Annotated in this window: 13 protein-coding genes; 6 read left to right on the top strand and 7 right to left on the bottom strand. The window is 48.5% G+C overall.

Annotated features, from left to right (window positions below; genetic code table 11):
• The 4 genes from LZP69_RS08695 to LZP69_RS08710 form a co-directional block, all read right to left on the bottom strand.
• Nucleotides 1-4903, bottom strand: a 4903-nt coding sequence (locus LZP69_RS08695; protein WP_234199919.1) for a beta strand repeat-containing protein, incomplete at its 3' end; no start/stop codon positions are given.
• Nucleotides 4904-4912: 9 nt separating this feature from the next.
• A complete protein-coding gene (locus LZP69_RS08700; RefSeq protein WP_234199921.1) occupies nucleotides 4913-6238 on the bottom strand; it encodes an HlyD family type I secretion periplasmic adaptor subunit in 1326 nt (441 codons plus the stop codon).
• Entirely contained in the window at nucleotides 6235-8313 is a 2079-nt protein-coding gene (locus tag LZP69_RS08705) for a peptidase domain-containing ABC transporter (protein ID WP_234199923.1), read from the bottom strand. Before LZP69_RS08705 ends, LZP69_RS08700 begins: the two co-directional genes overlap by 4 nt.
• A complete protein-coding gene (locus LZP69_RS08710; RefSeq protein ID WP_234199925.1) occupies nucleotides 8310-9965 on the bottom strand; it encodes an ATP-binding cassette domain-containing protein in 1656 nt (551 codons plus the stop codon). The genes LZP69_RS08705 and LZP69_RS08710 overlap by 4 nt, the downstream gene beginning before the upstream one ends.
• Nucleotides 9966-10491: 526 nt before the next feature.
• On the opposite strand from LZP69_RS08710, the gene LZP69_RS08715 reads away from it, so the two are divergent.
• On the top strand, nucleotides 10492-11688 hold the full coding sequence (locus tag LZP69_RS08715) for a conjugal transfer protein TraF (protein WP_234199927.1): 1197 nt from the start codon (nucleotides 10492-10494) through the stop codon (nucleotides 11686-11688).
• 32 nt (nucleotides 11689-11720) lie between these two features.
• Here LZP69_RS08715 and LZP69_RS08720 read toward each other — a convergent pair whose 3' ends face one another.
• Nucleotides 11721-12449, bottom strand: a complete 729-nt coding sequence (locus tag LZP69_RS08720) for a sulfite exporter TauE/SafE family protein (protein ID WP_234199928.1) — start codon at nucleotides 12447-12449, stop codon at nucleotides 11721-11723.
• 87 nt (nucleotides 12450-12536) lie between these two features.
• Nucleotides 12537-12851, bottom strand: coding sequence for a met regulon transcriptional regulator MetJ (gene metJ, locus LZP69_RS08725; RefSeq protein WP_234199929.1), 315 nt, complete (start codon nucleotides 12849-12851; stop codon nucleotides 12537-12539).
• A 222-nt stretch (nucleotides 12852-13073) separates the two neighbouring features.
• Between metJ and metB the strand changes: the two genes are divergently transcribed.
• The 4 genes from metB (at nucleotide 13074) to LZP69_RS08745 (ending at nucleotide 18092) form a co-directional block, all read left to right on the top strand.
• Nucleotides 13074-14240 (top strand): cystathionine gamma-synthase, encoded by a 1167-nt coding sequence (gene metB, locus LZP69_RS08730; protein ID WP_234199930.1) that lies wholly within the window; start codon nucleotides 13074-13076, stop codon nucleotides 14238-14240.
• Nucleotides 14241-14259: 19 nt separating this feature from the next.
• Entirely contained in the window at nucleotides 14260-16653 is a 2394-nt protein-coding gene (locus LZP69_RS08735; protein WP_234199931.1) for a bifunctional aspartate kinase/homoserine dehydrogenase II, read from the top strand.
• A 205-nt stretch (nucleotides 16654-16858) separates the two neighbouring features.
• Nucleotides 16859-17749, top strand: a complete 891-nt coding sequence (gene metF, locus LZP69_RS08740) for a methylenetetrahydrofolate reductase (RefSeq protein ID WP_234199932.1) — start codon at nucleotides 16859-16861, stop codon at nucleotides 17747-17749.
• A gap of 121 nt (nucleotides 17750-17870) precedes the next feature.
• Entirely contained in the window at nucleotides 17871-18092 is a 222-nt protein-coding gene (locus LZP69_RS08745; RefSeq protein ID WP_234199933.1) for a cysteine-rich CWC family protein, read from the top strand.
• Between the two features lie 113 nt (nucleotides 18093-18205).
• Here the strand turns inward: LZP69_RS08745 and LZP69_RS08750 are convergent, their stop codons facing one another.
• Nucleotides 18206-19108, bottom strand: a complete 903-nt coding sequence (locus LZP69_RS08750) for a hydrogen peroxide-inducible genes activator (RefSeq protein WP_234199934.1) — start codon at nucleotides 19106-19108, stop codon at nucleotides 18206-18208.
• A 301-nt stretch (nucleotides 19109-19409) separates the two neighbouring features.
• Between LZP69_RS08750 and katG the strand changes: the two genes are divergently transcribed.
• Entirely contained in the window at nucleotides 19410-21623 is a 2214-nt protein-coding gene (katG, locus tag LZP69_RS08755; RefSeq protein ID WP_234199936.1) for a catalase/peroxidase HPI, read from the top strand.
• The last annotated feature ends 30 nt before the right edge of the window (nucleotides 21624-21653 follow it).

Consider the following 21653-nt stretch of genomic DNA (forward strand, 5'->3'; position numbering starts at 1 on the left):
CCACGTCTGAGCCGGTGACTTTACCTGAGATGCTCGCATCTTCCTTCACGCTTTGGGCAGCGATGGCGTTCACCACCGGTGCATCGTTGGTGCCGGTGAGGTTAATCACCAAGTCTTGGGTGTCACTCGCTCCCGCCGCATCGGTCACGGTGATGGCGATGGTTAGGGTCAGTGGATCGCCTTCGGCCAAAGATTGATAGGCTGCATCACTAGGATCAAAGCTGTAACTGCCATCGGCGTTTAAGGTAAAGCCTGGAACGGCGTTGGCAATCGAATAGGTCGCCGTGTCGTTGACATCGATATCGGTGGAGGTGATAGTGCCGGAATAAACCGCATCATCTTCTTTAAGTGACACTGCTGCAATTGGGTCAAGCACTGGCGCATCGTTGAGGTTATTAACCACCAAATCGAAGGTACTGGTGACGGTTGCACCCTGACTGTCGGTAGCGGTGACGGTAATGGCCTGAGTCCCGACATCGCTGTTGCCTGGGGTACCGCTAAAGGTGCCGGTGCTGGCATCGAAGCTCAGCCAGGTTGGCAGACCGCTTGCTGATAGGGTTAAGCTGTCGCTGGTGTCGATATCCGCAAACGTGCCTGCAGGCACGCCAAAGCTAAAGGCGGCGTCTTGGTCAACACTTTGGTCAGTCAGTGCCGCTGCAACGGTGGGCGCATCGTTAGTGCCGGTGACCGTAATGGTCAGGGTCTGCACATCAGACGCACCTTGGCTGTCGGTGCCGGTGACATCGACGTTAATGACTTGCTGCTGACCTTCAGCCAGTGACTGATAAGCCGCATGAGAGGCATCAAATGACCAGCTGCCGTCGCTGTTGACGGTTAAGCCATCCACAGGGCTTGCGATGGTGTAAGTGATGGTGTCACTTGCATCCACGTCTGAGCCGGTGACTTTACCTGAGATGCTCGCATCTTCCTTCACGCTTTGGGCAGCGATGGCGTTCACCACCGGTGCATCGTTGGTGCCGGTGAGGTTGATCACCAGGTTTTGGGTATCGGTTAAGCCGGCTGTGTCGGTGACCGTGACTGGAATAGTCAGGGTCTGGGCCTGGCCTTCAGCCAAGCTTTGATACGCCGAATCGCTTGGGTCAAATTTCCATGAGCCGTTACTGTTAAAGGTTAAGCCTGCAACTGGCGCTGCAATCGAATAGATCGCCGTATCACCCACATCAATGTCAGTTGAGGTGATGGTGCCGGAATAAACCGCATCATCTTCTTTAAGTGACACTGCTGCAATTGGGTCAAGCACTGGCGCATCGTTGAGGTTATTAACCACCAAATCGAAGGTACTGGTGACGGTTGCACCCTGACTGTCGGTAGCGGTGACGGTAATGGCCTGAGTCCCCACATCGCTGTTGCCTGGGGTACCGCTAAAGGTGCCGGTGGCGGCATCGAAGCTCAGCCAGGTTGGCAGACCGCTTGCTGATAGGGTTAAGCTGTCGCTGGTGTCGATATCCGCAAACGTGCCTGCAGGCACGCCAAAGCTAAAGGCGGCGTCTTGGTCAACACTTTGGTCAGTCAGTGCCGCTGCAACGGTGGGCGCATCGTTGGTGCCGGTGACCGTAATGGTCAGGGTCTGCACATCAGACGCACCTTGGCTGTCGGTGCCGGTGACATCGACGCTAATGACTTGCTGCTGACCTTCAGCCAGTGACTGATAAGCCGCATGAGAGGCATCAAATGACCAGCTGCCGTCGCTGTTGACGGTTAAGCCATCCACAGGGCTTGCGATGGTGTAGGTGATGGTGTCACCTGCATCCACGTCTGAGCCGGTGACTTTACCTGAGATGCTCGCATCTTCCTTCACGCTTTGGGCAGCGATAGCGTTCACCACCGGTGCATCGTTGGTGCCGGTGAGGGTAATCACCAGGTTTTGGGTATCGGTTAAGCCGGCTGTGTCGGTGACCGTCACCGGAATGGTTAGGGTCAGTGGGTCGCCTTCGGCCAAAGATTGATAGGCTGCATCACTAGGATCAAAGCTGTAACTGCCATCGGCGTTTAAGGTAAAGCCTGGAACGGCGTTGGCAATGGCGTATGTTGCCGTATCACCCGCATCAATGTCAGTTGAGGTGATGTTGCCATTAACTACTGCACCATCCTCAACTGCGGTCACGCTGCTGATGGGGTTCAGTACAGGTGCGTCGTTGATGTTATTAACCACCAAATCGAAGGTGTTGGTGACGGTTGCGCCCTGGCTGTCGGTGGCGGTGACGGTAATGGTCTGAGTCCCCACATCGCTGTTGCCTGGGGTACCGCTAAAGGTGCCGGTGCTGGTATCGAAGCTCAGCCAGGTTGGCAGACCGCTTGCTGATAGGGTTAAGCTGTCACCGGTGTCGATATCCGCAAACGTGCCTGCAGGCACGCCAAAGCTGAATGCACTGCCTTGGTCAACACTTTGGTCAGTCAGTGCCGCTGCAACGGTGGGCGCATCGTTGGTGCCGGTGACCGTAATGGTCAGGGTCTGCAGTGCAGACGCACCTTGGCTGTCGGTGCCGGTGACATCGACGTTAATGACTTGCTGCTGACCTTCAGCCAGTGACTGATAAGCCGCATGAGAGGCATCAAATGACCAGCTGCCGTCGGTGTTGAGTGTCAGACCATCGACAGGATTGGCAATCGAATAGGTGATGGTGTCATTGCTGTCTACATCTGAGCCGGTGATTTGGTCTGAGATGCTGGCATCTTCCGCCACGCTTTGGGCAGCGATAGCGTTCAGCACCGGTGCATCGTTAGTACCCGTGAGGGTAATCACCAGGTTTTGGGTGTCACTGTCACCTGCGGTATCAGTGACCGTCACCGGAATGGTTAGGGTCAGTGGATCGCCTTCGGCCAGAGATTGATAGGCTGCATCACTAGGATCAAAGCTGTAACTGCCATCGGCGTTTAAGGTAAAGCCTGGAACGGCGTTGGCAATGGAGTATGTTGCCGTATCACCCACATCAATGTCAGTTGAGGTGATGGTGCCGGAATAAACCGCATCATCTTCTTTAAGTGACACTGCTGCAATTGGGTCAAGCACTGGCGCATCGTTGAGGTTATTAACCACCAAATCGAAGGTACTGGATACACTACCGCCGTGATTGTCGGTGGCGGTGACGGTAATGGCCTGAGTCCCCACATCGCTGTTACCAGGGGTACCGCTAAAGGTGCCGGTGCTGGCATCGAAGCTCAGCCAAGCAGGTAAGCCGGAGGCTGATAAAGTCAGCGTATCATTGCTATCAATATCACTGAAACTTCCTTGAGGGACTGTAAAGCTAAACTTGGCACTTTCGATTGTAATTTGGTTTTGAATGACTGAGCTGATCATGGGGAGGTTGTTACTTCCCATGATGTTGATAGTGATGGCTTGTGTTGTACCATCGACAGAGTGAACGACTAGGCTTTCGCTGACAGACTCACCAAGGCCCAGACTTTGTAGCGCGTTTTGTCCATTATCCGCACTGTATGTCCAGTAGCCTGTTTGATCTAGGGTCAGGGAACCGAATTGGCCCTGTATGGTTTCTGCAATAAAATGATCTTGGCCTAAGTCTGGATCTATGATCGTAAGTTGGCCATTTGCGACTAGGTTACCTGCACTGAGATTTTGCCCTTCAACCAGTGACGCACTGGCAATACCACTAATACTCGCAGCTTGATTAGTACCGTGAATTTCGATGGTAATTGTTTGGCTGACGCTTTGACCTGAGCTATCCGTTGCTAGTATCTGAAAGGTTTCAGCTGCAACATCGCCAGCGTTAAGCCCGAGTGTATCGGTAGAGGTATTATCAAGTTGATACTGCCATGCGCCAGTTGTGGCATCTAGGGCGAGTTGACCAAATTGCCCAATCGTTTGTGGCGTCGACCATTGGATGGTATCGCCTGCATCGGGATCGGTTGCGATTAACTGACCTAAAACTGTGTCGACAGCTCCCATCTCATTGAGGCTGGCATTAAATACTCCCGAGATCTGTGGTAGATCGTTACTGCCATTGATCACGACATCAAGAACGGTTTGTGCTTTACCACCTGTGCTATTTGTGGCAGTGATGACAAATTGTTCAGTGTGTTGCTCACCTTGTGCCAATGCATTGGTTTGAGCCAATGCATTGTCTAATTGGTAGTGCCAATCACCATTGTTTGTGTCGAGCGTTAGCTCACCAAAAACGCCTTGAATGTGGTCACTGGACCATAGGATTGAAGCACTGTTATACCCATGGGCGATGAGTTTTCCACTAACATTATCTGTACTGCTATCTTCGGTAAGGGATTGTGGAGTCTGGCCATCGATACGCAGTGGTTTATTGGTGACAAAACCAGGTACTATGGGTTTAGTCTGCGTTACCGGCGCTGTAGTTGTGTTGTTATCTGACTGTGCAGCAATATAAAACGCTGGGGGTGTTGACCCCAGGGCATGGGCGATCGGCGTTAGCTGGTTGCCAATCGAGGCATTATCTTTAAATCCTGAGAATGAATCCAATCCTGTGGTTTCGGTAGAACCCTTATTGACAGGCTCTGCATGTGCAACTGCGTCAGGTGTTGCTGTGTCTTGCGCTGGAAGTGGTGATGCTGTTGCTACCGACCCCGTTTCTTTAGCCGTTGTTGGCGGAGCAACTTTTGGGCTATCGTTAGTGGCTTCAGGGGTAATGTCCTTTTCCCCTTCAGCAGCATGTAGATTCTCAGGTGCTTTTTCTTGTTGCGCATGCTGGAGTTCCCAAGACTTATTAGCAACAAGATCTTGGTTATAGTTACCTTTTACTCTGGCGTCTTTAAACTCTTTGACTTTGAGTTTTTTAACGTCTTTATCCATTTGCTGAGCCTTGCGTATGGATTTTTCATCTCTTTTTCTTGCATCAGCTTTTGCTTGAGCTTGTTTCTTTAGCTCTTCGGGTGTGGGGTGTTTCTTTTGGCTCATTTACTTCTCCTAACGTTCACCGAAGGCTTGAGTTACGTTGGTAAAAACGGGTTTCCATAGGTATTGGAATACGGTTTTGTCACCTGTGATAATGTCGGCTTCACCTGTCATGCCAGGGATGAGCATTAATTTTCCAGGTTGACTTCCAAAATAGGGCTTCTCGATGGCGATCTGTACTTTATAGTATACGCCGCCTTTCTCATCTGAGTCGGTGCTAGGCGAGATCCGCTGTACTACACCGTCGATTGCGCCATAGCGGCTGTAATCGAAGGCATCAATTTTGATACGTGCTTTTTGTCCTACAGTGACAAAGCCGATATCTCGAGGTGAGAGTCGGGCTTCAAGTAGAGCAGTCGGCGTAGTGGGTACTATCACGGCCACTGTGCCCCCCGGTTGGATCACACTGCCTGTGCTGTTGTTGGGGATGGTTTGGATAATACCATCAACAGGGGAAACCACAGTGGTTTGCTGTACCTGGGAGTCCGAGGACTTGAGGCGGGCGATGATCCCGAGCAGCTCTGCCTGGGCTTCTGTACGTTTTTCTCCCACCTCTTTGAGTAAGGTTGCCTGTTTTTGCTCAAGTTGTTTATTCAGGTTTTCGATATTACGTTGTAAGACCTGATGTTTACCCTGTAAGCCTTTGAGTTCTCGATTGTAAGAGTCCAATTTCTGCTGTGCTTCAAGCATAGTAAGTTTAGATACCGCCTGAGCTTCTTTGACTGAATTCATCATAGTTAACGTCTGTTTAGCAGAGGCAATTTGACTTTTGAGTAGTGGGAGTTCCTGTTCTATACCGTCGAGTTCCGCCTGGGATTTAGCTATGTCAGATAGCGACAGCTGCGCTATGGCGGCTTTCTCTTCATTCATTCTTTTCAGGTTTTGAATATGCTCATTGACTAAGATGGGATAGTCGGCAACATAGATTTGAAAATTAGCTTCACGTCCTTCGATAAAGGCATTATAGCGTTCGATTTTAAGCTCTAAATTAGCTTTTTTACTCAGGAGTTCTTCGAGTACGGCCTCACTGTCAATTGCCACAAATTGGGCGATAGGATCGCCCTTTTTGACCATATCCCCTTCGCTGACCTCAATAGAGGCTAAAGTTCCCCCTAACTGGCTTTGAATGACCTGACGATGACCTAAAGGTACCACTTGGCCGTTAGCTTTGGCTATCTCTTCAATATTGGTAAAAATTGACCAAAGAAACATGATTAAGACTACTGACGCAGTGAAAATCGTGATCTGCTTTATCGCTTTTTTCTCAGCAGGGGCTTCAATGGCTTCGGCAAACTCATGTTCTGGCCAGGAGCGATGGGTGAGTTGACGATCATTCATTTTGATGCCTCCAAAATGGATGTTGCTGCAGTATTAGCTTCATCCTCTGTTTGATTCGGGATTGGACCGGCATATATCACAGTCCCTTTATCTAAAATAACGACCTTGTCCGCTTGTTTTATCAATTCCTGATCATGACTGGTAAACAAGATAGTCGTATTTCCTCTTAACTTATTTAATGTGTTGATAAAGGCTTTTTTGGCGATAGGGTTTCGATTGGATATAGGTTCGTCCATCACCAATAGTGGTGATTTTTTCAATAATGCCCGGGTTAGATTCAGTGCATCGCCTCTGACGGTTAAGAACACATTGGAACCTTGAGAGATTAATTGTGTATTGAGATCATCATCTAACGCTGCCAGTAGGGATTTGCCTCCAGCAGCATAGATCGCTTCACGCAACTCTTCATCAGTGGCATCGGGTTTAGCCAGGCGTAAGTTGTCTGCCACTGTACCTGGCATCATCTCGCTGTTGTTGGAACTGAAGGCGACCCATTGACGTAAAATTTCTGGATCGAACTGTTTTAAGTTTTTACCATCGATAGTCACATAGCCAGCTTGTGCTTCAATAATGCCAACAATGGACAGTAACAGTGAGGATTTACCACAACCATTAGGGCCAATAATGGCCACGATTTCCCCCGGCGCGACATCAAACGAAACCCCTGACAGTGCCGGTTGAGTCTCGGCGCTATAACGTAAAGTTAAGTGTTTGACCGAAATAGGGGGGGCTTTTTGTAAATTAGGCACGTCCAGTCTGAGTTCATTAAACTCTGTAGGAACCTCCATAAAACGGTCAAATTGCTTGATTGCGCCATCCATCATGGTGAACTTTTGTTGTGATGCCATGGCAACTTGAGCCGGGCCTGTAATACGCCAGATCAGCATCACACAGGCGATAAGCGCCCCTGAGGATATGCTTTGATTTAACACCAAAAAAATACCAGTAAAGACAGTTGCCAAGGCGGTGAGTAACCCCATAGCATGGGCTATTGCCTCTTTCAAACCGTTGCGCTTGGCATAGATAAAGTTTTGGCGGCAATGTTCTTTTGTGCGGCGCAGAAATTGGGTATACCAGCCCTCGGTTTCGCCCGCCATTTTTAGTTGTAATAGGGTTCTGGATAACTCATTTAAGCTATTTTGATATTCACTGTTTATCTGGGGGGTGGCTGCCTGAGTGTATTTATTGAGCAGTTTCATCACCAGGAAAAAGAGTACCAGCATGATGATAGGTACTAAAACTAGCCAGCCACTGAGCGCGGCGATGGCAATTAACGCGATTAGGGTAAAGGGCACATCGATTAACCCTGAGCCGCCAGGACCAGAGATTAAGCCACGAACCTTCTCAGCATTGTTGAGTCGGGCAAGATGATTTGACAATCCCACTCTAGATAGAATAGTCAGTGGCATACTGAGTAGGCGATTAAACGTAATACCTGAGAGATCCCGGGCAAAGCGGTTACTCGCTGCAGCCACTTGTTTTGCTCTGAGCATGCGACTGGATATATAGATAGCGAGCGCCAAAATGGCACCTAATGCAATATTAGGCAGGATACTGGGAGACTGACCGCCAATGACTCTGTCGTAAACCACCATAGTAAATAATGGGATGGCCAAACCGGTAAGGCTGGATAAGATACTGAGCCAAAATAGGGGGCCGAACCATTTAGTGCGTTTCTTTAAATGAGAAGCAAATACACTGGCTCTTTTCTGAGAAGGTAAGGTTTCAATAATAAACACGCGACCGCTATTTGGCAGCGTGGCTAAGGGCTCCCATTTACCATTATCACTGAAATATTGGAAATTTTGATCACTTCTACGGGCCAATAAGGGAGCCCCATTTTCCGGTAAAAGGATAAAGGGATACAGGGTGTGGATCAGCAAGTTCTTATCTATGTTTTGGACATTGATCCCCACATGATGCTTCTTCAGCAATATGTAGGTTTCTAGGTAAGTCAGCTGCTCCTGAAGATCGCTATTGGCGATATTACTAGCCTGAACTGTTAGCCCAAGTTGTTTAAAAAGGCTAACCAGTAAGGTTTTGGGGCAGTTGTTATAAGTGGTGGCTTGCGTCATTGCTTACCTCCACGCTTTGGCGTAATAGCATTTTCACTTGGATTCGTTATATCCAGAGTTAAATCGCTGATCTGGATAGCTTCAGTAAAATAGGAGTTGATGATTACGGTCATTTCGCCTTTATATTCTTGCAGTAATACCAGCAGACGCATTTGTGCGTCTGCATCTAATGCCACTAGAGGATCATCAAGCAGTAAAATGGATGGTGATTGCGATAGCGCCCTGACCAAAGAGATCAATTTTACTGCACCTTTATTGAGTTGCTGACTGTCGTTATTGGCAACCACTGTCTGATACCCTGAAGGTAATTGGGCTATGGCTTCCGACAGGCCAAGTTTATCCGCCAGTTCCATAGCATAGGCATCTCTTTCATGTCTGAAGAGGGTCAGGTTATCTAAAATTGAACCAGCAAAAAGGGTGGCTACAGGTGCAACATAGGCGATGGATTGGCGATACTCATTGCCATCATGATCTTGTAAAGGCACCCCAGCAATGGAAATTTGTCCCTGTTGCGGCTGATTGAATGCGGCTAATGTCGTCAGCAACAAACTGGCGTGAGTGAGAGGGTTCGATCTTAATGTGACTATGCTACCGGGGGGAATTTCCAAGTTAATGTTATCCAGTTTTGCGCTGGTTTGTTTGCAGCTAACGCCCGTAAATTTTATTGGCCCAAGGGGCAATTTCTGGTTATAGCAAGTTTTACTGTTAAAGGATTCTTGTGGGACAGCGACTAAGGCATTGACTTCCTGCATTGCATTCTGTGCCGTAATAAATTTTGCCCGCAGACTACCTAAGGCGCTTAGTGGTGCAATAGCTCTGCCTGCAAGAATCGAACAGGCGGCGAGTCCACCTGTGGTCATGTCGCCATTAAGTACCTCAAAGCAACCGATCAATACCAAAGCCAAAGTTGTGGCCTGGGAGGCACCTTGGATAAGTTCTTGCAGTTGCGATGAGAGCCAATCGACTTCAGCTTGTTGTGCTAAGCGTTTGTGGTTGAGCTCCTTGTAGTTGTAGGTGATCCTCGATTCCAGTGCTAAGGATTTTGCTGTTGTGAGCCCGGATAAGACCAACATAAGTAAGCGTGTCCGCTCATTATCGGTCAGGTTTAATTCGGTGGTTGCCAGGGTGAGTTTTTGGCCGATACGGTAAACCTGGATCCCTGCTATTACCCAGACCACGACAGGAATAAACACCAGTGGGCCACCTATATAAGCAACTAATGCTAAGAAAATTAATACAAAAGGAAAATCCATCAGGGCGACCGTTGCCTGACCTGAGTGCATCTCTCGCATGGTTGCTATGCTATTGATACCACGGTATATTTTTCCACTTCCTAGGGATTCAACATGGTGATAATCGGCTTTTATCAGACGTTCAACTAAGGTTTTGGTCGATTGTAATTCAAAATTCGCGGCAGAAGCGCTCAATACCCAGCTACGGGTATAACGTAATAACAATTCAAGTAAGATAGCTAAACTGACACCAATGACGAGTACTTGGGCTGTACCATAGCCTTCATTGGGAAGAATGCGGTCATAGATTTGCAAGATAGTAAAAGGCAGTGCCAACGACAACAAGTTAATGAGTGTCGATGACAGTAAAAGTTCGATAAACGACTTATTTTTTACTAGTGGATGAAAAGATGGATTCATTCTTAATTTAGCCCTTTACTGCTAACGTTAGCCTTGTATATAACGATGTAAAATCTATTTGTTAACATTAGCATTAACGAATCAGAGTGTAAATTGAGCAAAACTCCTTATTTTTACGATAAATATAATGTAATTACCAAATGATAATGCTAAATCCATCTTGCATATATTTTGCATTTTTTTGCGTGTTGCAGATCACTGTTTCGAGAGGTGTTGGTGTTGTTTCTTATAATGATTTGCTAGGAGATATTTGTTTTGTGACCAATTGTTAGTAACTGTTTGCTAATATGTTTTTAAAATTCTAGGCTATCATGATGAAGTAACAAATTTATTACTCAAAGATGAATTAAAATAAACTTAAAACATAATTAATAACCATGGTTGCTTTTGTTGCGGAATGTGTTGCGTAATCTTGATTAAATTGTTGGCTTTATTTCTTCATAACCCTGCCTACCTGTGATTATTGAGCTATCTTTAATTTGGTTATTTTCGCTATAAAAAATAACGATGACTCAGGGGGTATGTGATGAAATTTTCAACAAAGATATTAGCTGTAACACTGTGCAGTTTATCTGGTTTAGTCGTCGCTGGGCCGCAATATCATGAGGCACGTAGTGATGCCATGGGCGGCGTCGGTGTTGCGTCATCTAATCCAGAAGGTGCCGCTTTCATTAACCCTGCTCTATTAGCGATTCATGCACCAGACCAAAGAGGTGGAGTCATGATGTTGCCCGTCTTAGGTGCAGAAGTTTCGAATCTCAGTGATTTTCAGGATCAGTTTGATGAAACTCAGGCAACCTATGACGATCTAGATGTTGCGATACTTACAGGTAACGTCAATGAGATTGATAGTTTAAGAACCCAGCTTATCCAAGATCTGCAAGGCCTGGATAATCAGATGGCCTTTGGTAATCTAGGCATGGGCCTTTCGCTTGTTCTACCAACGAAAAAGATGCCTATAGCATTGTTTTATAAAACCTATATTGATGCTGTTGGTGTTGCAGATGTGGCACAGACAGATATAGATGATTTGCAAAACATCGACCCGAATAATCCCCCCGCATTGCGGGATCTGGATTCTCAAGGTGTGGTCCTTGCTGGCGCCGTGTCTGACTTCGGGGTGGCGTTGAGTTTTCCCCTCTCTATTGTCAATATGCCGATTTCGGTGGGGGTGTCACCTAAACTGCAGCGTATCGATACCTACAACTATGTGATCAGCGCCAATAATTTCGATTACAGTGATTTTGACGATGATAAATACCGTAATAGTGATAATGCGTTCAATCTGGATATTGGATTGGCGATGCAACCTGTAGAAGGCATGACCTTAGGCTTATCAGGGCGAAACCTGATCAGTCATAATGTGGACACAGTCGTGTCAGATGGCCGCAGCTTTACCTACCATACTGAGGCCAGATACACAGCCGGGATCGCCTATGAATGGGGGATATTCAATGTGGCGAGCGATCTGGATCTCAGTACTAATGAAAGTTTTGACGTACTTGGGCAAACTCAGTACTGGCGTTTTGGTGGTGAGATGAAGCCAATGGATTGGGTGGCCCTGCGCCTGGGTTATCGTCTCGATCTGGAAGATACGGTTGCCGATATCTACTCTTTTGGTGCCGGCTTTAGCATAGGCAGTACATTTAATTTGGATTTGACCGGCATCTTAGGAACGGACGATACCGTTGGTGGCGTGATCCAAACCTCTTATCACTTTTAGCCGTAAGGCACTGCTCTGGCTGATGAGAAGTATCAGCCAAATAAGGCTAGTAATGACTTGCCTGTCAGTAGCAGGGCGCTTAAACCACAGAGCAGCAGGGTGACACTTCTCACCCTCTGCTTATCTATATGCCCCACTAATCTGTTTGCCAACAGATAGCCCAGAAACACAGCCGGTAGAAAAATGAGCGAGATGGTGAAATGCCATTTCGTTATTAGTCCTGCGAAACCCAAGATAATCAAGGCAATCAATGAGCTGAAGATAAAAAATGCCGATAATGCGGCTCTAAATAGCTTGGGATCTTTACCCGCCAGTAGGATCGCCATTGGCGGTCCACCTATCGCGGCGATATTGCCAAAAATCCCTGAGATGATACCAGCCCCAAAGAGGGTTCTACGGTTAATGGGTAAAGAAAAGCGAAATATGCTGAGGGTGACTGCGAGGGCAACGATAGCGGCAATCGCCAATCCCAACAGGGGTTGTGGCGCGACTAACAGCAGTATTGCGCCTAAGATGCCCCCCGGAATGCGGCCAAGGAGGGCATATTGCAACGGACTGAATTCCAGCCCACGCCCCTCTCTAAACAGGGTGAGTAGTGCGGTGGAAAAACCCATGATAATCACAGGGGCCGGCACCAGTGCAGGCTCAATCAGGTAGAGGAGCGGGGTGGAGACCACTGCCATGCCAAAGCCGATAAGACTCTGAACCAGCGCGCCAACGAAAATGACCAAAGAGGAGAGGATGATGATTTCAAAGGACATTTGTAGATCCATCATAGCCTCTTTACATTCGAAGTGGGTTTATAACAGGCGAGGATTATTCCCTTGCTATTATAATAAGTGTAGCTATTACTCCAGCTCTTCCCATTCTATGCCCATCTCAGTCATGAGTCGTTTGACTTCAGCCGGGATGCTATCAGGCTTATCTTTGGCAAGATCGTTATCATGGGGAAGAGGCTGGCCAGTATAGGCATGTAAAAATGCTTCACAGAGGAGTTCACTGTTAGTGGCGTGTCTAAGGTTATTCACCTGACGACGTGTACGTTCGTCGGTTAATATTTTAAGCACCTTAAGAGGAATTGAGACTGTGATTTTTTTCACTTGCTCATTCTTCTTACCATGTTCAGCATAAGGGCTGATATAATCGCCATTCCACTCAGTCATTGACTCACCTGTAAATTTTAATTTTGGGGCAGATTCTATACCCTTACAAATCACAGTCAAATTATTGCCTCGAATTTTTGAGAAATGCAAATAGATTTCTAAATGTTTGGACGTCTAAACGTCTAAATATGTTGACGTCCAACTATTGCTTAGGTAAATTTAGACGTCCAGACATCTCTTTTGGTCATGACCTTTTGTCCATCAATTTTCAGGAGTAGCAAGATGACAGCGCGTAAATTAGCCACAGCCGCCGTTCGTAGGGGCATAGAATCTGATACTCAGCATGGTGCTGTGGTTCCGCCTATCTATTTGTCGACTAACTACTCCTTCGATGGCCATAAAAATCCTCGCGACTTCGATTACAGTCGCTCCGGCAATCCGACTCGTTCTATTTTAGGTGATGCGATAGCCGAACTGGAGTGCGGCGCAACTGGGGTGATCACCTGCACGGGCATGGCGGCGATCACTTTAGTGACCAGTTTGCTTGGGCCTGACGATCTGCTGATCGTGCCCCACGACTGTTATGGTGGTAGCTATCGCCTTTTTACCAATCTAGCCAATAAAAATGCCTTTAAACTTATCGTTGTGGATCAGACCGACAGCGAGGCATTGGCCAAGGCGATCGCGCAGCAACCTAAGATGGTCTGGCTGGAAACGCCTTCTAATCCCTTGCTGCGGGTGGTGGATATCGAGGCCATCGCCGCGACGAGCCATAGAGTGGGGGCGAAAGTCGTAGTGGATAACACCTTCTTGTCGCCTATCTTGCAGCAACCTTTGCAGCTGGGTGCCGATATAGTGATCCACTCGACCACTAAATATATTAATGGTCACAGCGATGTCGTTGGCGGCGCCGTGGTGGCCAAAGACGCCGAGCTCGGCGAGCTGCTGCATTGGTGGTCGAACACCCTGGGATTAACGGGGTCGGCGTTCGATAGTTATTTGACCCTGCGGGGTCTGCGTACCCTAGCATTGCGGATCCGTGAGCATCAGGCCAATGCCCAGAAAGTATTGGCGGTATTGACTCGTCACAGCGCGGTGGAAAAAGTATATTATCCAGGACTGAAAGATCATCCAGGCCATGAGATCGCAGCCAAACAACAGAAAGGGTTTGGCGCTATGCTCAGTTTTGAGCTTAAGGGCGGTGAAGATCAATTGGTGACCTTTTTAGCGACGTTAAGCTGCTTCTCTGTGGCCGAAAGTCTGGGTGGGGTGGAGAGCCTGGTTGCCGTGCCCGCCACCATGACCCACAGGGCGATGGAGCGAGAAGCGCGTCTCGAGGCGGGCGTAAAAGATACCTTGATCAGACTCTCTGTGGGTATCGAAGATGGCGACGATCTGGTAGCCGATATACAGGCGGCATTAGATGCTGCTAACGCAGTTAGTTGTTAACAGTATTGAGGAGCAGAGAATGACACCTTGTCATTTGCATAAATTTGGTGGTTCGAGTCTGGCCGATGCCGATTGTTACCGCCGTGTCGCTCACATTTTACTTACCCATGGCCACAGTGATGATTTGGTCGTGGTGTCTGCCGCGGGTAAGAGCACCAATTTTCTCTATAAACTGCTGGACTTAAGCGACAGCAAACAGCTGTGGCAGGAAGAGCTGCAGCTGTTGATTAGTTATCAGCAGAATCTTATCGAGCAGTTGCTCTCCAATGAGCAGGCGCGCAGCTTGCGCGAGCGACTCTCCACAGATAAATCTCAGTTGAGCACCTTACTCGCCCTTACCGAGCTCAATGACTATCAACGTAATCAGGTGGTGAGCTTTGGTGAGCGCTGGTCTTCAAGGCTGCTGGCTGCCCTGCTGCGAGAGTCAGGTGTGGCCGCTGCCGATGTGGATGCCCGTACCCTGCTGGTCGCCGATGAGGGGGCTGTGCCACAGATCCGTATCGAGGAATCGAGACGTAAACTGCAAGCCTTATTGGCACAGCATGCCAACGAGCGACTGGTGATCACTGGCTTTATCTGCGCCAATGATAAAGGGGATACGCTGCTTTTAGGGCGAAACGGCTCAGATTACAGTGCAACCCTGTTTGCCAGTTTAGCCAATATCGATCGCGTGACCATCTGGACCGATGTGGAAGGGGTATTTAATGCCGATCCCAATCGGATCAATGATGCTAAATTATTAAAGAGTATGTCGCTCACCGAGGCCAATCGACTGGCTCACTTAGGTTCCCCTGTGCTACATAGTCGAACCTTGCAGCCTTTGTTTGATACAGAGGTGAGCCTGGCCGTTCGCTCCAGCTATGCGCCCCATACCGATTTTACCCTAATCGCGCCTAAGAGCTCCCAGGCCAGCGCCCCTGTGGTCACCAGCCTGCCCAGTGTCTCGCTCTTTAGCCTGAATCTGTCTGCCGAACTGCCACAACTGCTGGACGCTTTTGTCGAGGCTGGGCTGACGCCGCTGGCATACTGGGCCTTGGCCCATAAGCGCGTCGAACTGGCCTTTACCCATGAGAACCAGAAACAGGCACAGGTGATTTTTGAGGCGAACCGTCAAGCTTTAGGGATTGAGGATCTGCAAGTCAATCAAGAGCTAGGTCTGGTGGCGCTGGTCAGTGCCGATGCCAATCTGTACCGCCGCGGTTTTGCGCGTTTGCTCAGTCGTGATGCTCATCCCTTATGCAATGATGGCCTGAGCCTGGTGACTTTGGTGCCTAAGAAGCAGGTTAATCTGTTGACACAAAAGGTCCATCGTCGCTGCGCCGGTCCGCGTAAACGTATCGGTATTTTACTGCTGGGTATCGGCAATATTGGTGAGGCCTGGGTCGATCTGTTTAAGCGGGCGCGGTCAGCACTGAATAAAGAGCTGGAAGTGAGTGTCGAACTTGTGGGGCTATTGAGCTCGAAACGGGCATTACTCAGTGAGACTGACATTGATTTAAGCAATTGGAAACAGGAGTTTGAGCAGCGTGCGACACCTTGGCAATACTCTCATCTATTTGAGCAGTTAGAAAATCTTGAGTGTGATGAGCTAATTGCGCTGGATATTAGCGCGAGCGCAGACTTAACCTTGCAATACCCTGAGTTTTTTGCCCGCGGGATCCATATCGTCAGTGCCAATAAGCTGGCTGGCTCGGGTCCGCTGACCTTTTATCAGGAGCTGAAACAACAGCTGGGTAATCGCCGTTTGTTTTGGCGCTATAACGCCAGTTGTGGTGCTGGCTTGCCAGTGCAACATGTGCTCAATGATCTGCATAACAGTGGTGACGATGTTCAAGCTGTCGGAGGCATTTTCTCCGGTACCTTGTGTTGGCTGTTCGAAAACTATGATGCCAAGAAGCCTTTCTCCGAGTTAGTGCATGAGGCTAAGGCCCTTGGGATCACCGAGCCCGATCCTCGCGACGATCTGTCTGGTCGTGATATGCAACGTAAGCTGCTTATTTTGGCCCGTGAGATAGGTTACGAGCTTGAGCTTGATGATATCGCACTGCAATCTTTGGTGCCTGCTCACCTGGCTGAGATTAAATTAGACGCCTTTCTTGAGCGCATGTCGCAGCTCGATGATGAAATGTTCAGGCAATATCAGGCGGCAGCAGAGCAAAATAAAGTATTGCGATATGTTGCTTCCCTTGAGCTGGTTGAATCTAAGTTGAAGGCTCAGGTCGGCATCGAGTGGGTCGATAATCATCATCCCTATGCTAATTTAACTCCTGGGGATAATGTGTTTGTGATCCGCAGTCATTTCTATCAGAGCAATCCGCTGATCATCCGTGGTCCCGGTGCCGGACGTGAGGTGACCGCGGCGGCAGTGCAGTCAGATCTGACGCAGATCTGTCGCGATCTCCTGCAGGAATAGGCCAGCGATTGGAGCAGCCCCATTCTGGTTTGTGACCAGAGTGGGGCTTTTTGTTACCAGCTCTAGGCTCTGCCAGAGATAGGGTCTACTTTTTAATAGATAATTGGACATTTGCCCTTGACTTCATTCTGAGTTTCTCTAGTATATGGACATATAGACGTCCAAACGTCTATACCTTTTAGTTAGATTTTCTGAGGAAATAGAGATGGCTTTTCACCACGCCCAACATGCAAATTCACTGAACCAAAGCTTGGCTGAGCTCAATGGTGACATCAATGTTTCTTTCGAGTTTTTCCCGCCGGCAACCCCCGAGATGGAAACCATACTCTGGGATTCTATTCGTCGTCTCGAGCCGCTTAATCCTAAGTTTGTTTCTGTCACCTATGGGGCCAACTCGGGTGTGCGTGACCGTACTCATGGGGTCATTGAGCGTATCCAGAAAGAGACGGATCTGGTGGCGGCCCCTCATCTCACGCTTGTGGATGCCAGCGATGAAGAGCTTATTGAGCTGGCGAAACATTACTGGAATTCGGGGATTCGCGATATTGTCGCTCTGCGCGGCGACTTGCCGGAAGGCAGCCCTAAACCGACCCGTTTTGCCAATGATTTAGTGCGTCTGCTGCGTTCGGTGGCCGATTTCGATATCTCGGTGGCGGCCTATCCAGAAGTGCATCCCGATGCGGCCAATGCACAGGCCGATCTGATTAACCTGAAGAAGAAGATCGATGCCGGTGCCAATCGCGCCATTACCCAATTCTTCTTTAATGTTGAGTCTTATCTGCGTTTTCGCGATCGCTGTGTCAGCGCCGGAATTGATGTTGAGATAGTGCCGGGTATCCTGCCCGTAACCAATTTCAAGCAGCTAAAACGTTTCGCGGGTATGACGAATGTGTCGCTTCCTGGCTGGTTACACAAGCAATTTGAAGGCTTGGATGATGATCCTTCTACCCGGCAGTTAGTGGGTGCCAACGTCGCTATCGATATGGTGAAAGTGCTGTCCCGTGAAGGGGTGAAAGATTTTCATTTTTATACCCTGAACCGCGCCGAACTGACCTATGCCATCTGCCATACCTTAGGGGTGAGACCGGGTAAGTAATTATTTATCATCAGTATTTTTGTCAAATTTAACAAGGCCTCAGTTTAAAAATCTGGGACCTTGTTGTTTTGTCGCGCTACAATGCTAGTGTTAAACCAGTTTCTCATCCTTTGATTGTGATATGAATCCCAGTACCTGTCCCCTCTGTCAGCAGCCTAATCATTGCGCTCTTAGTCATAATCGAGACGTCCAAACCTGTTGGTGTTACCAACAGGTGTTCGTCTCTAAATCTTCAGCGGTGCAGCAGCATGCTGCACTAAAGGATGTTCAACATTGTATCTGTCAGCGGTGTGCTGAAGGGTTACGACAAGAGGTCAGTTTAAGGATCCGCCGTCTAGATTAAGCGATTAAGTAACAGCAGCCCTGTAAAAAGCTGACTGTCACCGATTCCCTTGACTATCAGTCTTTGAACTTCTGGAGCTGATACTTCTTTTGCAAATTTATATTGTGAGCCTCTCAGGCACATTTCTTTGCCAACTGGGCATTGAAGAGTTTTTGCAGCAGGGTGATCTCATGGGTTCTGACATAGTTAGGTCGAATGATCAATGAGATGGTGCGATGGGGGCCGGGCTCGTTGAGATGGATGGCCCGTAGCTCAGATTCGTTAAAGATAAGTTGATCTAGCGCCATCTGTGGCACTAAGGTGCTACCGAGTTTACCTGCCACCATCTGGATTAAGGTGTGCAGGCTGGCGGAATCAAACTCTGAACTGGGATTTTGTTTCTGCAATTTACAGGCGGCGAGCGCATGATCTTTCAGGCAGTGGCCATCTTTGAGTAACATGAGTTTCTCTATCTCCAGTTCTTCACTGGTGATCTCCTGTACCCTGCTTGGGCATTCATCTTTATGGCTCACCCAGTAGAAGTCCTCCTGCCAGAAGTCGAAGCTCATCAGGCCATCTATGGGGAAGGGCAGGGCTAAAACTGCCGCATCGATATCGCCATTTCTGAGCATATCCACCAGCACATGGGATTGATCTTCTATGATCTTAAGCTTGAAGTCAGGATGATTTTTTCTCAGTTCAGGCAGTACCTTAGGTAAGAGATATGGCCCAATAGTAGGGATAACCCCTAGGGTCATGGCACCGGAGAAGGGGTGTTTATTCTGCTGTGACAGTTGCATGAGTTCATCGACTTCCAGCTTCACCTTCTTGGCTTTGGCAAGGATCTGCTTGCCGTCATTAGTAACGAGAACCTGCTTATTGTTACGCTCAAAAATGATCATCCCCAGCTGTTTTTCCAGCTCATTGATCGCCGTACTCAGGGTGGATTGCGACACATTACAGGCTTCTGCCGCCTTCTTAAAATGCAGGGCGCGCTCGAGGGCAAGGGCATAATAGAGTTGTTTTATCGATATCATAGTGACCTAATCGCAATCGTCATTGGCAGTTGGGTTAAGTGTAATAAAAACGGCTTTAATTCAATCGTTTGTACATTAACACAAATAAATACCAGCGCTATATTGGCACCGGGGAATAAACTGGGCATCATCTTGTTTTGTATTGTTTAACTAACTAAATATAAAAAACTTTTCATTTAAATTTAGCATTCATTAATTTAATCGATTGTTATCTTCAAGCTAATCAATTAGTCAAAAATAATTCTCATTTCTATCCTGATGGAGTAGTTCCAGATGAACAGATAGAAATGAGGAAATCATAATGTATAAGAAAATGTTACCTGTAGCCGCGGCGCTCTCTATGGCGCTATCTGCGGCAGCGGTTTCGACATCAGCGGTTGCCGAAAGCAAAACCAATCAGTTCTGGTGGCCCGATCAACTTAACCTGAGTCCACTGCGCCAGCATGGCGTCGAATCTAACCCCTATGGTGCCGATTTTGATTATGCCAGCGAGTTTTCTAAGCTGGATCTTGCTCAGCTTAAAAAAGATATTCAAACCACACTCACAGATTCTCAAGCCTGGTGGCCTGCGGACTGGGGACACTATGGGCCTTTGATGATCCGCATGGCCTGGCACAGCGCCGGGGTCTATCGTGTCCACGATGGTCGTGGCGGCGCCTCAGGTGGTCAACAGCGTTTCGATCCACTCAACAGCTGGCCAGATAACGCCAACTTAGATAAAGCCCGCCGTTTACTCTGGCCAGTAAAGCAAAAATATGGCCGTTCGATTTCATGGGCCGACCTAATGGTGCTCGCCGGTAACGTGGCGCTGGAGTCCATGGGCTTTAAGACCTTTGGTTTTGCCGGTGGTCGCACTGATGATTGGGAACCGGATTTAGTGTACTGGGGGCCAGAAACTGCCATGTTGACCGATGAGCGTCGCGACAACAAAGGTAAACTCAAAGGCCCATTGGCAGCGGTTGAGATGGGTTTGATCTATGTGAATCCAGAAGGCCCTCACGGTAAGCCAGATCCCCTATTAGCCGCTGAAGATATACGTATGGCCTTTGGCCGTATGGCGATGAACGATGAAGAGATAGTGGCACTGATTGCCGGTGGCCATACTTTAGGTAAGGCTCACGGTGCCAAGAAGCCAAGCGAGTGTGTGGGTAAAGAGCCTGCCGCCGCGGCTATTGAAGAGCAAGGTCTAGGCTGGAAGAACAAGTGTGGTAAAGGTGTAGGTGCCGATGCAACCACCAGTGGTTTAGAAGGGGCTTGGACTATTACGCCGACTCAGTGGTCGTCAAATTACCTAGATAACCTGATGAATTTCAACTGGGTACAGACTAAGAGCCCTGCGGGGGCAACCCAGTGGATCCCAGACAACAAAGAGGCGGCTAACTTAGTGCCAGATGCGCATATTGCGGGCAAGCGCCATGCGCCTATCATGTTCACTACCGACTTAGCCCTGAAAGAAGATCCAGCGTTTCGCAAGATAGTTGAGCGTTTTAGACAAGATCCGACGGAATTTGATAAAGCCTTTGCTAAAGCCTGGTTCAAGCTGACTCACAGAGACATGGGCCCACGGGCACGCTATGTGGGCAGTGAAGTGCCAAGTGAAGAGTTATTGTGGCAAGATCCCTTGCCAATGGCGCAAGGTAAAGCAATTGCAGCAAGCGAAATCGCCAGCCTGAAGAAGCAGCTGCTAGATTCTGGCCTGAGCAATAGCGAACTTATCCGCACCGCATGGGCTGCGGCATCGAGCCATCGTGTGACCGATATGCGCGGTGGGGCAAACGGGGCGCGTATTCGCCTTGAGCCGCAAAACCAGTGGCAAGTGAATAACCCCAAAGAACTGAAAAAAGCCCTGACTAAACTGGAGTCTGTGCAATCTAAGTTCAACGGCAAGTCATCGAGCAAGGTATCACTGGCCGACCTGATAGTACTGGGCGGAGCGGCTGCGATTGAAGATGCGGCGAAGAAGGCGGGTTATGATATCGAGGTGCCATTCGTGCCTGGCCGTGTCGATGCGACTCAAGCGCAGACAGATGTGCAATCTTTCAACTACCTTAAGCCCACTGCCGATGGTTTCCGTAACTATTACTCCGCTGAGAGTTATATGTCACCCACCGAGATGCTGGTGGATAAGGCTAACCTGCTTGGTCTGAATGTACCTGAAATGACAGTATTGGTCGGTGGTATGCGCGCCCTTAACGCTAACTATGATGGTTCATCTTACGGTGTATTTACCGATAAGCCGGGTCAGCTTAGTAATGACTTCTTCATCAACTTGCTCGATATGTCTACTGTTTGGAGCAAAGATGCTAAGCAAGAGGGAGTCTACCTAGGCCATGATCGCGCCTCGGGTGAGCTTAAGTGGCAAGCCACGCCAGTGGATCTGATCTTTGGTTCCAGCTCAGAACTCAGAGCCATTGCTGAAGTCTACGCCTCGAATGATGCCCGCGATAAGTTCGTTACTGATTTCGTGGCAGCCTGGGTCAAGGTGATGCAGTTAGATCGCTTCGATCTTAAATAAGCGATAAAGTCAGATAAGAACGGGGCGCAG

The sequence above is a fragment of the Shewanella sp. AS1 genome, from assembly GCF_021412565.1.
GTDB lineage: Bacteria > Pseudomonadota > Gammaproteobacteria > Enterobacterales > Shewanellaceae > Shewanella.